Source organism: Stenotrophomonas sp. TD3 (assembly GCF_001939825.1).
In the GTDB taxonomy this organism is placed as follows: Bacteria; Pseudomonadota; Gammaproteobacteria; order Xanthomonadales; family Xanthomonadaceae; genus Stenotrophomonas.
Window position 1 is genome coordinate 2,337,107 of sequence record NZ_MOYM01000001.1, and the last position, 13,719, is coordinate 2,350,825.

General features: G+C 67.7%; 12 protein-coding genes. 4 read left to right on the forward strand and 8 right to left on the reverse strand.

The window, feature by feature from the left end:
• Positions 1-12: 12 nt before the first annotated feature.
• Both BKE09_RS10925 and BKE09_RS10930 read left to right on the forward strand, forming a co-directional pair.
• Positions 13-741 carry a sel1 repeat family protein gene (locus BKE09_RS10925; protein ID WP_053506918.1) on the forward strand — a complete coding sequence of 243 codons (729 nt, stop codon included), beginning with the start codon at positions 13-15 and terminating at the stop codon, positions 739-741.
• Positions 742-750: 9 nt separating this feature from the next.
• Complete coding sequence (locus tag BKE09_RS10930) at positions 751-1,371, forward strand: thymidine kinase (RefSeq protein ID WP_005421101.1); 621 nt, start codon at positions 751-753, stop codon at positions 1,369-1,371.
• Positions 1,372-2,006: 635 nt separating this feature from the next.
• Here BKE09_RS10930 and BKE09_RS10935 read toward each other — a convergent pair.
• The 5 genes from BKE09_RS10935 to BKE09_RS10955 form a co-directional block, all read right to left on the reverse strand.
• Positions 2,007-3,611, reverse strand: coding sequence for a glucan biosynthesis protein D (locus tag BKE09_RS10935; protein ID WP_075675758.1), 1,605 nt, complete (start codon positions 3,609-3,611; stop codon positions 2,007-2,009).
• Positions 3,612-3,717: 106 nt separating this feature from the next.
• The gene (mutM, locus tag BKE09_RS10940) at positions 3,718-4,530 is read right to left on the reverse strand and encodes a bifunctional DNA-formamidopyrimidine glycosylase/DNA-(apurinic or apyrimidinic site) lyase (RefSeq protein WP_014645439.1); all 813 of its coding nucleotides are present in this window, start codon (positions 4,528-4,530) and stop codon (positions 3,718-3,720) included.
• A gap of 54 nt (positions 4,531-4,584) precedes the next feature.
• Positions 4,585-5,235, reverse strand: a complete 651-nt coding sequence (locus BKE09_RS10945) for a hypothetical protein (RefSeq protein WP_075675759.1) — start codon at positions 5,233-5,235, stop codon at positions 4,585-4,587.
• Between the two features lie 69 nt (positions 5,236-5,304).
• Positions 5,305-5,637 (reverse strand): EF-hand domain-containing protein, encoded by a 333-nt coding sequence (locus tag BKE09_RS10950; protein ID WP_075675760.1) that lies wholly within the window; start codon positions 5,635-5,637, stop codon positions 5,305-5,307.
• Complete coding sequence (locus tag BKE09_RS10955) at positions 5,634-6,836, reverse strand: fatty acid desaturase (RefSeq protein ID WP_075675761.1); 1,203 nt, start codon at positions 6,834-6,836, stop codon at positions 5,634-5,636. The genes BKE09_RS10950 and BKE09_RS10955 overlap by 4 nt, the downstream gene beginning before the upstream one ends.
• Positions 6,837-6,987: 151 nt before the next feature.
• Between BKE09_RS10955 and BKE09_RS10960 the strand changes: the two genes are divergently transcribed.
• Positions 6,988-7,809, forward strand: coding sequence for an ATP-binding cassette domain-containing protein (locus BKE09_RS10960; protein ID WP_075675762.1), 822 nt, complete (start codon positions 6,988-6,990; stop codon positions 7,807-7,809).
• A gap of 141 nt (positions 7,810-7,950) precedes the next feature.
• Here the strand turns inward: BKE09_RS10960 and BKE09_RS10965 are convergent, their stop codons facing one another.
• Positions 7,951-9,159: a DUF4785 domain-containing protein gene (locus tag BKE09_RS10965; RefSeq protein ID WP_075675763.1), complete on the reverse strand. Its 1,209-nt coding sequence runs from the start codon at positions 9,157-9,159 to the stop codon at positions 7,951-7,953.
• Positions 9,160-9,170: 11 nt separating this feature from the next.
• Positions 9,171-10,049, reverse strand: a complete 879-nt coding sequence (locus tag BKE09_RS10970; RefSeq protein WP_014035446.1) for a hypothetical protein — start codon at positions 10,047-10,049, stop codon at positions 9,171-9,173.
• Between the two features lie 260 nt (positions 10,050-10,309).
• On the opposite strand from BKE09_RS10970, the gene BKE09_RS10975 reads away from it, so the two are divergent.
• Positions 10,310-11,149 carry a phosphatase PAP2 family protein gene (locus BKE09_RS10975; protein WP_075675764.1) on the forward strand — a complete coding sequence of 280 codons (840 nt, stop codon included), beginning with the start codon at positions 10,310-10,312 and terminating at the stop codon, positions 11,147-11,149.
• 189 nt (positions 11,150-11,338) lie between these two features.
• Here the strand turns inward: BKE09_RS10975 and BKE09_RS10980 are convergent, their stop codons facing one another.
• Complete coding sequence (locus BKE09_RS10980; RefSeq protein WP_049445741.1) at positions 11,339-13,609, reverse strand: TonB-dependent receptor; 2,271 nt, start codon at positions 13,607-13,609, stop codon at positions 11,339-11,341.
• Positions 13,610-13,719: the final 110 nt, after the last annotated feature.

Here is a 13,719-nt window from a genome sequence, read left to right on the forward strand (position 1 = left end):
AGGAGGGCGCTCATGAAGGCGAAACACGCTCCACTCTGCCTGTTGCTGGTGCTGTCGATGGCCGCTGCCGCCGGCGCAAAGGAATGTCCGGTTGAGACCCCGCGACGGATTCCGCCCACCGTTCTGACCGGAGGGTTCTTCGATTCCCACCCGGACCTCTTCTGGCGAAGCATGGCCCAACGGGCCGAGCGGGACAAACAGCCCGCCAAGGCGCTGGTCTACTACAAGCGCTCGGCACGCTACGCCGACAAGTTCTCCCAGGCAATGGTGGCGAGGCTGTACCAGGAGGGTGTCGGCACTGGGGCGGATCCGGTGATGGCCTACATCTGGATGGACCTGGCTGCCGAGCGCATGTACCACGACTTCCTGGTCCTGCGGGAGCACTACTGGGCACGACTGGATCCACTGCAGCAGGCACAGGCGATCGAGCGCGGCCAACAGGTATACGCCGACTATGGCGACCGCGTAGCCAAGCCCCGCATGGAACGGGCGCTCAGCGACGGGCGCCGGCAGATCACCGGCAGCCGAGTCGGCTACGTGAGCTCGGCCCTGGTCGTCGTACAGCGCCGCGGCGACGAGCAGGGTATCGCCACGCCAGGCAACATCGTCTACGACAACGACTACTGGAAGGCCGCCGACTACTGGTGCCTGCAGGACAACTACTGGCGGCCAGCGCTTGCGCCCAGCATCGAGATCGGTGCACCGCAGCAGATCCGCGACGGCGGGCCGGTCGGCGACTAGAATTGGCCGATGGCCAAGCTCTACTTCTACTATTCGGCGATGAACGCCGGCAAGACCACCACCCTGCTGCAGAGCGCGCACAACTACCGCGAGCGCGGCATGCGAGTGGCAATCCTGACCCCGCGCCTGGACGACCGTGCCGGCGCCGGCGTAGTCGCTTCGCGGATCGGCCTGCGCGCCGATGGCATGGCCTTCGACCGCGATACCGACCTGCAGCGCTGGGTCGAGCAGGATCTGGCAGCCAACGGCCCGATGGGCTGCGTGCTGGTGGACGAGGCGCAGTTCCTGACCCGTGCCCAGGTCTGGCAGCTCAGCGAAGTGGTCGACCAGCTGCGCATTCCGGTGCTGTGCTACGGGCTGCGCACCGACTTCCGCGGCGAGCTGTTCGAAGGCAGCCAGTACCTGCTGGCCTGGGCCGACGAGATGCAGGAGATCAAGACCATCTGCCACAGCGGCAAGAAAGCGACGATGACCGTGCGCGTGGACGAGCATGGCCACGCCGTGCAGGACGGCCCGCAGGTGGAGATCGGTGGCAACGAGCGCTACGTGTCGGTCAGCCGTGCCGAGTTCAAGAAGATCACCCGCGGCGAAGGGCGGATCGATCCCGCGCAGGCACCCCTGCCGCTGTAATGGGTGTTCTTTTGCAGGGCTTGCAGCCCTGCACCTGCGGTAGTGCCGGCCGCTGGCCGGCAACAGCAACAGCAACAGCGAAAGCTGGCATTCCGTGGGATGGCGGGGCGGTGTGGGCTTGCAGGACACGCCGTAAACCCCCAGACCGGCCCAGCCGCTGGCGGCTGTGCGTTCGGGCGCTTGCGAAGCAGTGCTTCGCAATCAAAGCGCCCTCACCCCTGGGGGCTCGATGGCGCCATCCATGGCGCCAACGGTCCTGCAAGCCCACACCGCCCCACCTCTGACAGATCCCCGCGCCTGTTGGTAGGTGTCGACCTTGGTCGACACATCTGTCAGATATCGAAAGAAATTCCGGGGTCAGATCCGTTTTCCTTCGGAAAACGGATCTGACCCCACGAGCTGTTCCAACAGATCGCGCGGAACTGTCGAAGGCGGGGTGGGTCCGGTTGAGGGGGCGTGAGCGCCATGGATGGCGCGACCGAGGCTACATGGACGTATTTACGCCGTCCCCCGCAACCGGATCCACCCCGCCTACCCACGGAATGCGGGCTTTTGACCTTGAGGTTGCCGGCCAGCGGCCGGCACTACCGCTTCTGCAGGTGCAGGGCTGCAAGCCCTGCAAACCCAGCCCCTTCTTAGTACAGCGTCCGCTCCGGCGCGCCCGCCGGCGGCGGGGTGTACTGGTACAGCCAAGTCTCCGTAAGCGTCTTGCCGCCACTGCGCAGGAACAGGCGGATGTCGATCTGCTCGGTGCTGCCTTCCGGCGGCACCAGGTCGAACATCGCGCGATAGCCGTTGATCTCGCGCAGCGGGCGCGCCGACACGATCTCGACCCGGCCACGGCTGGCTTCCACCACCGCCTCGACCTCGCCCTTGTCGATCAGGCTGGCCAGTTCGCCGCCTTCGAAGTCCACCGCGAAGCGCCAGCTGAAGTACTCGCGCTTCTTGCCAACCACACCGCCCAGGCCGGTACGGCTGGCCACGCAGTGCGCCAGCGGCGGCCGCGCAGGCGGTTCGGCGCCCCAGTACAGGCGGTAGCCGACCAGCAGCTCCTGGCCCGGCTGCGGCTTTTCCTTCGGGTTCCAGAACGCCACGATGTTGTCGAAGGTCTCGTCCACGGTGGGAATCTCCACCAGCTGCACCGAGCCCTCGCCCCATTCGCCCTTCGGCTCCACCCACAGGCACGGGCGCTTCTCGTAGAACACGCCGTCGTCCTGGTAATGGTCGAAATTGCGGTCGCGCTGCAGCAGGCCGAAGCCGCGCGGGTTGCGGTCCACGAACATGTTGAAACGCAGGTTGCGCGGGTTCAGCAGCGGCCGCCAGATCCACTCGCCGGCACCGGTCCACAGCGACAGGCCGTCGGTGTCGTGGATCTCCGGGCGCCAGTCCCAGCCCATGCGGCGGTCGTTCTCACCGACCTGGTACATGCTGGTGCACGGGGCGATGCCCAGCCGCTCGATCGCCTTGCGCGGGTACAGCGCGCTGTCGATGTCCATCAGCAGCACGTCGCCATTGGTGATCGCGAAGCGATAGGCGCCGGCCACGCTGGGCGAATCCAGCAGGCCGTAGACCACGATCGTCTCCGAATCGGCCGACGGCTGTTCCAGGTAGTAGGCGATGAAGTCCGGGAACTCCTCCGGCTTGCCCATGCCGGTGTCGATCGCCAGGCCGCGTGCGGACTGGCCGTACTGGCCTTCCTTGCCGACCGCGCGGAAGTAGCTGGCGCCGAGGAAGGCGGCGAAGTCGCGGTCGGTATCCTTGCGGGTGTTCAGGCGGAAACCGGCGAAGCCGAGGTCGGCCGGCAGCTCGCCGTCCTTGATGCCGCTCTTGCCGTAGTTGAACGCCGCGCCGTCATAGGCCAGCTCCTGCGCCTTGCCGTCGACCACGTCGAACATGCGCACCGGCGAATGGAAGTACAGGCCCAGGTGGAAGAACTTGGCCTGGAACTTGCCCGGCTGGTCAGCCCACAGCGCATGGTCCTGGCGGTAGCCGATCGACTGGTACTGGTCCCAGTCCAGTCCCTCCAGGCGGCCCGGCAGCACCCGCTTGTGGCTCTTGTAGGGCGCCTGCGCCAGCGCGCGCGCCTGGCCCTTCAGGGTGGCGAAGTCGAACGGCTGCGGCTGGCCGAGGCGGCGCAGGCCCATCTGGCCGCTCTTGCTGGCCGCGCACGCGGGCAGGGACGGCAGGCCGAATGCAGCCAGGGCGAGGGAGGCATTGCGGATGAAGTCGCGTCGTTGCATGCAGGCGCGTCAGGCACAGGGAGGAAGGTCGGCCATCATAGGCAGACAAACGTTAACGGGCAGCGGAGACGCGCCCTGCCCGTTCAGCTGCCGCTGGCGGCCCGGCTCAGCGCTGGCAGTGGCTGCACCAGACGCTGGCGCGCTGGCCGATGGTGGCGTGCTTCAGCGCACGGCCGCAGTTCGGGCAGGGCAACCCGTCACGGCCGTACACCAGCAGTTCCTGTTCGAAGTAGCCCGGCGCGCCATCGGGGCTGATGAAATCGCGCAGGGTGGTGCCACCGCGGGTGATGGCGTAGCCCAGGATCTCCTTCACCGCGTCGGCCAGCCGCTGGTAGCGTTCGCGCGAGATCTTTCCCGCCTCGCGCAGCGGACTGATGCCGGCCTTGAACAGGCTTTCGGCCGCGTAGATGTTGCCCACGCCCACCACCACCGCCTGGTCCATCAGGAAGGTCTTCACCGGCGCACTGCGGCCACGGCTGCGCGCAAACAGGTAGTCGCCGTCGAACCCTTCGTCCAGCGGCTCCGGGCCCAACCCCTGCAGCAGCGGGTGGATCTCGCCGGCCGGCTGCCAGAGCAGGCTGCCGAAGCGGCGCGGGTCGTTGAAACGCAGCAGGCGGCCGTTGTCCAGGCTGATGTCGACGTGGTCGTGCGCACGCAGCGGGGTATCGCCGGGCAGCACGCGCAGGCTGCCGGACATGCCCAGGTGCAGCACTGCGCTGCCGATGGCGGTATCCAGCAGCAGGTACTTGGCGCGCCGGCGGATGTCCTCGATGCGCTGCCCCGGCAGCAGCTCGGCCACTTCCGGTGGAATCGGCCAGCGCAGGTCGGCACGGCGCAGGATCACGCCATGCACGCGGCGGCCCTGCAGGTGCGGCGCCAGGCCGCGGCGGGTGGTTTCGACTTCGGGCAGTTCGGGCATGGGGTGATTCTACGCGGGGCCATGCGAAGCCGCCGGGCATGGCTCCGCGCCACCTTATGAATCCAGACCAGTCGCTGCCACCAGGAACGCGCCGTCGACCAGTGCGCCGCGTCCACCCAGGCGCCAGAACGCCAGGTAAGGCGCGAAATCGACGGCTGCCGGGGACAAGGGCTGGGCGATATACCAGCCCAGGTAGAGGTCCGAAGCGATGTGGTACAGCGCCTCGTCCAGTGCGGCCATCTGAGGAGTATCCAGCGTGCGCGCCTCGCGCACCACATCACAGACGACATCATGCAGGTAGGCGGCGGGGGCCGATTCGCGCCAGGCCGCCTGCAGCTGCCCGGCTGTGGCTGCCACCACGGGTACGTCGCGCAAGGTGGCCTGCAGCCCGGGCTCACCGGCCATCCCTGCCACCCTCGCCAGCTCATCCAGCCAGGCCCGCGCGGCGGCCGCCACGGCCTGCGCATCGCCGGCGATGGCTGGCTGCAGGTACAGGTGCTCGCCCCAGTGGCCTGCGCCAAGCACGTCCAGCGCGCGCGACTGCAGCGCATCGGCATGCGGGAAGCGGGCGAACACCGCCGTCAGCGTGTCCGGGTCAGTCACACCCTGCAACAGGCCGGAAAAATGCCAGTCCTCCTGTTCGCTGCGGCCAGCGCAGAATTCAAGCCATTCGGCGAACAGTTCCTCGTCGATGCGGTCATCCATGGGCGAACTCCTTGGGGAACACGGGTCCGCGATGATCGCCCGGCAGGTGGTCCGCGGGCCAGCATGTACTCAGCGCGGAGGCGCCGCCAGTTCGCGCGCATCCAGGAAGCCATCACCGTTGGCATCCTGCTTGTGGAAGCGCTGCACGATCACCTGCCGCTGCTGCTCGCGGCTGATCGCCCTACCCTTGCCGCCGGGCAGCTCCTCGGCCGTCAACACACCATCACCATTGCGGTCCATGCGGTCGAAGGCATACAGCATCCACTGCACGTACTCGGCCTCGCTGACCCTGCCGTCGCCGTCGCTGTCCATCCGCTGCAGGTAACTGGCGGTGTCGGTAACCTGGGCCAACGCCACGCCCGGCAGCAGCACCGCCAGCAGAAACCCGTACCCTGCCCTCACGCGCCCACCAGACTGTAGCCCTTCAACCGTGCGGCGTAGGCCTGCAACGCCGCGATACCGCTTTCCTCGGCCTCCCGGCACCACGCCTGCAGCTGATGCAGGCGCTCGGCGGCATCGTGACCACGGGCTTCCAGCAACGTAGCCAATCGCCCGCGGTACTCGACCAGCGTGCGGATGCGCGGCCGTTGTGCCACCCATGCGCTGAGCTGGGCACGGCTGTCAGGCTTCAGCCAGCGGCCATCGTTGACCAGGCCGCGGCGCAACCGGCGTGGCAGCAGGCGACGCAGTTTGGCCCCAGCCTGCGCGGCTTCCTCGCGCAGGGCCGGCATGAACACGTTGCGCTGGTAATCGGTCATCGCCTGGAAGCGGTGCGACAGGAGTGCCTTCAGGGTTTCGGCGTCGGGCACCGCGATGTTCGGGCGCACGTCCATGGCCGGCGCCACCCGCAGCACCTTCGCCAGGCGCAGCACCTGCAGCAGGCGGATCGCACTCCAGCCGATGTCGAATTCCCAGCGCCGCATGGCAAAGCGCGCCGAACTGGGGAAGGCATGATGGTTGTTGTGCAGCTCCTCGCCACCGATCCAGAACCCCCACGGCGTGAGGTTGGTGGAGGTATCGGCCGACTCGTAGTTGCGGTACCCCCACCAGTGGCCCAGGCCATTGACCACGCCCGCAGCCCAGAACGGGATCCACGCCATCTGGATCGCCCACAGGGCCACGCCGGGCAGGCCGAACAGCACGCTGTTGATCGCCAGCAGCAGCACCGGGCCCAGCGTGGCGTGCGGGGTATACAGGTGGCGCTCTATCGCATCGTCCGGGGTGCCGCGCCCGTACTGCTCGATGTCCGCGCGCATGCCGCGCGCTTCCCGGTACAGCTCCACGCCGTGCCAGAACACCTTGCCGATGCCGCGGGTAACCGGGCTGTGCGGGTCGTCCTCGGTCTCCACCTTGGCGTGGTGCTTGCGGTGGATGGCCACCCACTCGCGGGTGATCATCGAGGTGGTCAGCCACAGCCAGAAGCGGAACACGTGGGCCAGCGCCGGGTGGAAATCGACCCCGCGATGGGCCTGGCTGCGGTGCAGGTACAGGGTCACCGAGAAGATGGTGATCTGGGTGAAGACCAGCAACACCGCCAGCATGGCCCACCAGCCCAGGCCGAGCACACCACCGGTCAACAGGGACATCAGGGCATCAGGCATGGCAGCTCTCCGGATCGACGCGGGGATGGCAGACATGATGGGCGCTTGCGTTGCAAACTGCATCCCTGCGGCGATGAATCCCATCGCCATCCGTGGCACCGTTCACAGTTGGGGACCTGAGTTGTCGAGCCTTGATCCACGCGCCAGCGCCATGACCGCCGCCCCGCCCGTCGCGGGGCAGCCCCCGTTGATCGAACTGGACCGCGCCACCGTGGTGCGCGGCCAGGTGAAGGTGCTGCACGGGCTCAGCCTGCGCATCGCGCAGGGCCAGCACACCGCCCTGCTCGGCCCCAACGGCTGCGGCAAGTCGACCTTCATCAAGCTGATCACCCGCGAGCTGTACCCACTGGCCCAGGGCGACGGCTCGGTGGCGGTGAAGGTGCTGGGCCAGAACCGCTGGCAGGTGGACCGGCTGCGCTCGCAGCTGGGCATCGTCACCGGCGACCTCAGCAGCAACCTGGCCGACATGCCCGGGCTGACCGTGGAACAAGCGGTGCTGTCCGGCTTCTTTGCCAGCTACGTGGTACCAGCCTTCCGCGAGGTGACCGCCGACATGCGTGCACGCGTCGGCGAGACACTGGCGATGACCGGCGCGCTGTCCCTGCGCGACCGCGCCTACGCAGAGTTGTCCGCCGGCGAGACCCGCCGCGTGCTGATCGCGCGCGCGCTGGTCAATCGGCCGCAGGCGCTGCTGCTGGACGAACCCTCCACCGGGCTGGACCTGGTTGCCCGCGAACAGCTGGTGGCAACCATGCGGGTGCTGGCGCAGCAGGGCATCACCCTGGTGCTGGTGACCCACCACATCGAAGAGATCATTCCCGAGATCGAACGGGTGGTACTGCTGCGCGACGGCCGCGTACTGGCCGACGGCACCCGCGCCGAGCTGCTGCGCAACGAACCGCTGTCGGCGGTGTTCGGCGGCGCGATTACCGTCTGCGAGCAGGAAGGCCGCTTGACCGCGTACGCGGGATAGACAGACGCATCGCTTTCCGTAGCCGTCTGTAGAGTCGAGCCATGCCCGACTGCCGTTCGCCGCGAGCAGAAGCAGCCGAGCATGGCTCGGCTCTACAGAAGGCGGGGCGGCGGGCCGGATGTTCCGGCCCGCCGCAGTTCCTCAGAACCGCAACGCCAGCGCGCGCGACTCGATCGGGGCCATGCGGCTCTGGTCCTGCAGCTGCAGGTCGCGCAGTTCGTACGGCGCACCGAAGCCGGTCGGCAATGCGGTCTGGTCGAACGGCAGCACCAGCTGGCCTGCGCCCGGGCCATCGAACCACGCGGCCGCATGTGCCTGCGCAACCGGCTTCAACTGGCCATCGCGGGCCGTGGCATACAGCGTGCCCCGTGCCTCATAGCGGCCTGCGGCGGCCACCTGCAGCGGCAGTGCCACCTGGCGGTTGGACGGATCCGGTGCCGCCTGGCCGCTGAAGCGCGCGGTCGGCCGCGCCACCGCGAAGGCCACCTTGCCATCGCGCAGCACGCCATCGGCCTGGGCGAACACCTGCAGCTCCCACAGCCCCTGTGCAGTACCGACATCGGCCGGGATCCGCACCTGCGCGCGCAGGCTGCCATCGGTGGTGCGCAGCAGGCGCTGCGGCCAGCTGCGGCCATCCGGCGCGACCAGCAGGGCTTCACCGCCCAGGCCGCCACGACGCGATGCCAGCTGCGCGGTGGTGGCGCCGTCTTCCAGCAGGCGTGCCTGCAGCTGCACGTTGCCACCGGCCAGCACCTGCGCCTGGCTGGCCTGCACTTCCAGCCGCAGCGGGCTGTTCGGCTCCAGCACCTGCACCACATAGCGGCCCTGTGCCTGTGCGCTCTGCAGGGTGTACGCACCGGCCGCACTGGTCACGCCGGTGCGCAGCATGCTGCTGCCATCACCCACCAGCATGCCAGCATCCTGCAGCGCGCGCGCATCGACACTGCGCGCCACGCTGCTGCGGCCAGCCGGATCGCGCACCTGCAGGGTGTTCGCCGGCACTGCGCGGGCACCTGCGGCCGGGCTCAGCTGGATCACCGCATCGGGCGCCGTCAGCGGCAGGTCCAGGCCGCGCTGCAGCTGCGTGCCATCGACCTGCTGCCAGTAGCTGCGGCTGACCGACGCATACGGCGTAGCCGCCTGCAGCGGCTGTGCCGGGTCCAGCGCCCAGGCAAACGACAGCGGCGCGTGTTCGCTTTCATCAGCCGGCAGCGGCGCGGCCACCAGGGCGGCAGGCACCTGATCGCCTGCGCGGGCGGCCTGCAGCGGCTGCGCGGCCTGCGCCGTGGACAGGGACAGGGACAGCGCGGCCAGCACCGCACTGGCCAGCAGAGTGGAATGGTTCGTCATGGTCGTCTTCCTCACTGGGCCAGGTCGGTGCGCAGGATCGTGCCGAGGCCGAAGCACTCGCGGCGGCTCTGGTTGTGGCTGAGCGGCTCGGCATCCTTGGTGCGCTGCTTGTCGGTGAACCAGGTGGTGCCGGCGGCCTTCTGGCTGCTGCACTCCAGGAAGCCATCGGAGCAGGATGACAGCCAGTTCTGGGTGAACTCCAGGCCGACATTGGCGGCGTAGCCACCGCAGTAGCTGTTGCTGTCCCACACCGCCGATTCCACGTCGCTGCCGACCACGGCGCGGAACGGTTTGGGCAGCGCCGGGCGACCCGCGGTGCCGTACAGGTTCTGCGCGTTGTAGGTGGCCATGCTCGCCACCTGCTGCTGGCGCACGGCGTCGTTCTTGTAGCCCAGCAGCCAGCCCAGCGAGGTTTCGAAGGTGTTGCCGTTGAGCACCGCATCGGCCAACGGCGTGCCTGCCGAAGACGGTGCCAGTGCGTTGACCTTGCGCACCGTGCGGATGATCTTCGGATAGCGGCTGTCGTAGGTCGGGTTGGACAGGATCCAGCGCATCACGTTGCCGCCGTTGGAGTGGGTGATCACCACCAGCTGGGTGATGCCACGGCTGTCGATGAAGCTGGTCAACTGGTTGGCCAGGCAGCCGGCGGCTTCCGGCTTCCACATGTACTGGGTGAAGTCACAGTTGATGACGACGTAATTGCTGCTGTTCGGCAGGCCCTGGCGCACGGTGTCGATGATCGCCGGCTGCCAGTAGTCCTGGGTGGCATTGGTCTGCGCGCCGGTGCCATGCACGAAGGCCACGCCAACCACGTCGGCGGCCTGCGCTTGGGCGGTTGCCAGCCCGAGGAGCAGGGCCAGGACGGTACTTCCTGTTGCGGTGCTGCGCATCGCTTCTCTCCCTCTGTCAGCGGATCCCCCCGACCCGGCTGGAACTGGACGGCCTGTCGATCACCGTTGTGCCGATGCTCATGGCGCAGCCGTGTGAAAGTCCGTGCGCTGCGCCCGGATTCAGGAGACTGACGACAGTCGATGACGTTTTTCATACTGCTCCGATGACCATGCCGGGTCTGGCCGTATGACCGATGGCCACTGCGGTGTCGTATGGGGGCTGCGATCATGGCGCGATGTTTTCTGCCCGGAGCCTGCCCATGTCGCTGATTTCCCACCCTGCCCGCCCGCTGCTCGGCCTCGCCGTTGCCGCGGCCCTGGCCGGTTGCGCCGCCACCGCCGCCAAGCCGACCGCCGTCGAAGCCAACATCACCACCAAGGCGGTGGGCTATCTCGACAAGGGCGCGGTACCGGCCAGCCTCGACCTGGTGCCGGCACCGCCGGTCGCCGGGTCGGCCGCCCTCGCTTTGGACGAACAGGTCAGCCGTGAAGCCCGCGCGCTGCGTGGCAGCCCGCGCTTCGCCCAGGCCGGCGTCGATGCAGAGCTCGGCTTCCCTGAAGGCGCCAACCACTTCTCCTGCGCCGTCGACATCGACGTCGATGCAGTGAAGACCCCGGCGCTGTACCGCCTGCTCGAGCGCAGCCGGATCGACGCCAGCGCCGCCACCAAGGCGGCCAAGAACCACTACCAGCGCCCGCGCCCGTTCATGGTCAACGGTGAACCGACCTGCTCGCCGAAGGACGAGGACGGCCTGCGCAAGAACGGCTCGTACCCGTCCGGCCACACCTCGATCGGCTGGGCCTGGGCACTGATCCTGTCCGAGATCGCGCCGGACCGCGCCGATGCCATCCAGGCCCGCGGCCGCAACTACGGCGAAAGCCGCCTGGTGTGTAACGTGCACTGGCAGAGCGACATCCTCGAAGGCCGCTTCATGGGCGCGGCCGCCGTGGCCCGCCTGCATGACAACGCTGCCTTCAACAAGGATCTGCTGGCCGCACGCAAGGAGATCGCTGCCGCGCGCAAGGCCGGCCTGCACTCCAGCCGCGACTGCGCTACCGAGAATGCGGTGCTGAAGATCCGCCCGCAGAGCGCGCTGTAAACGGCGATCCGGGGTCAGAGCCCTTCCCTTCAGAAGGGGCTCTGACCCCAGCGCGGAATGCCGATGCCATCGGGGTCGGATCCCTTTCCGTTGGAAAGGGCTCTGACCCCATTCGGCAACCGATGGGTGTAAAGCAGAAGGGCCGGCATTGCGCCGGCCCTTCTTCATTGCATCAACGCAGCAACCGCATCAGAACTTCGCGGTGAATTCCACGCCCCAGGTACGCGGCTCGTTGAGGAAGCCGGTCAGGTTGTTGAAGTCGATCGCGCCGACCACGCGGGTCTGGTTGGTCAGGTTGCGGCCGAACACCGCCACGTCGTACTGGCCGTAATCCCAGTTGTAGCCCAGGCGCAGGCCGCCTTCCAGCGAACTACGGCCGCGGAATTCCGGCGACTCGTAGATGAAGAAGTTCACCGCGCTGCGGTAGGCCCAGTCAGTGTAGGCGTACAGCTCGCTGCCATCGCTGAGCGGGAAGCCCACGCGCAGGGTCGCGTTGTGGATCCACTTCGGCGCCTGCGGCAGCGGGTTGCCGTTCACCAGCGCATAGGTCTGGCCGTTGATCACCGTGGTCGGGTCGGTGATGGTGCAGCCACCGCCACAGATCGCCACCGCCAGGTTCTTGTCCTTGATCTCGGTGTCGTTGTAGCTGCTGCCGAAGGTCAGCAGGACGTTGTCGGCCAGGTAGGCCTCCAGGTCCAGCTCGACGCCCTGGCCGATGGTCTTGTCGGCGTTGAGCAGGGTGGCGGTGTTGTTGGTGCCGCCCACTGCGATCAACTGCTGGCCATCGACGTTGTAGCGGAACACGCTCAGGCCCAGGCGCGCGCGGCGCTCGAACAGATCAGCCTTGATGCCGGCTTCGTACGAGATCACCTTCTCCGAATCGGCCTGCGACAGGCCCGGCGCGAAGGCCAGGCGGCCCTGGATCGACGGCGCGCGGAAGCCCTTGGCCACGCGGGCATAGGCGTTGATGTCGTCGGTCAGCTTGTAGACGCCGCTCAGATCCCAGCTGACGTCGTTGACGTCGGTGTTGGCCAGGTACGGGCCACTGACCGGGGTGCCGAACGGAACGGCCTGCAGCACGCTGGCGCTGAAGTCCTTCTTGTCCTGGGTGTAGCGCACGCCGGCACGCAGCTTGAAGCGGTCGGTGACATCGAAGTCACCCGAGGCGAACACCGCCCAGGCCTTGTTGCGCTGGTTCTGCACCACGTGGCCGGTCTGCGGATTGCCCGGGGCCAGCGAGTCGTAGTTGAAGTTGTTGATGGTCACGTCTTCATCGAAGTAGAAGACGCCGGCCTGCCAGTCGAAGCGGCCCCACTCGTTGGACTCGATGCGGAATTCCTGCGTCCACTGGCGATGGTGCGGCAGGCCGTCAGCCGACTCCGACGAGAACGGGATGAAGCCCGGGCCGTAGTTGCCGGCGCCGAGGAACGCCGCACCGTAGCCACCGTCGATGTCACCGCGGTTGAGCGATTCGGCGGTTTCATAACCGGTGATCGAGTGCAGGGTCACCGAGCCGAGGTTCCACTGCAGGCGCGCGCTGCCGCCCCAGGTCTTCAGGTCGGAGAAGTTGACGCCGTCGTTGGCCACCTTGTCGCGGTCGAAGTTCTCGACCAGCGAGTTGCCACCCTTCTCGATGATGTTGGCGCGGAACAGGCGGGCGGTGCCATTGAGCTTGCGCTTGTGCAGGTTGAACAGCGCTTCGAAGTCATCGCCTTCGTACAGGAACTGCACGCGGCCGGCGGCTTCGTCGTAGCCTTCGAAGCCACTGTTGGGAGCGCCGACACGGGTGTTGTCGACCCAGTCATCGCGGCGCTGGTAGATCGCCGAGACGCGTGCCGACCAGCGGTCGGTCAGCGGGCCGCCGTAGGCGCCCTGCACGTTCCAGCTGTTGTAGCTGCCATAGCCGACGCGGATGTAGCCATCGGCATCCTGCGACGGACGCGCCGAATCGAACTTGACCACGCCGGCCGGCGTGTTGCGGCCGAACAGCGTGCCCTGCGGGCCACGCAGCACTTCCACGTTGGCCAGGTCGAACAGCGGGAAGCCCTTCAGCAGCGGGCTTTCCTGCACCACGTCGTCGTACACCAGCGACACCGGCTGCGATGCATTGAGATCGAAGTCGGTGTTGCCCAGGCCGCGGATGTAGAAGCGCGGGAAGGCACGACCGTAGGACGACTCGATGTTGAGGCTGGGCACGCGTGCGGCCAGGAAGCGGATGTCATCGCCGGCCGAGCCGAGCACATCCAGCTTCTCGCCCTGGATCGCGCTGACCGCGACCGGCACGTCCTTGGCGTTCTCGACGCGGCGCTGCGCGGTCACCTGCAGGGTGTCGAGGGCAACCGGATCCTTGGCAGCGGGGGTTTCCTGGGCGGCTGCTACCAGCGGCAGCAGGGCGGAAAGAGCGGCAACGAGGGGGCGCGCGACCGGAAATCGGCCACGGGAAGTGCGGGTCGGGGACATGGCGGTAGGCTGTGTTTGGAGGGGTGGTAAAACGGCGCTACCAGATAATTGTTGCAATACAGCACCTGCCCCGCAAATGCCGGCCGTTCATGGCCCCGTCGCCCTGCCCC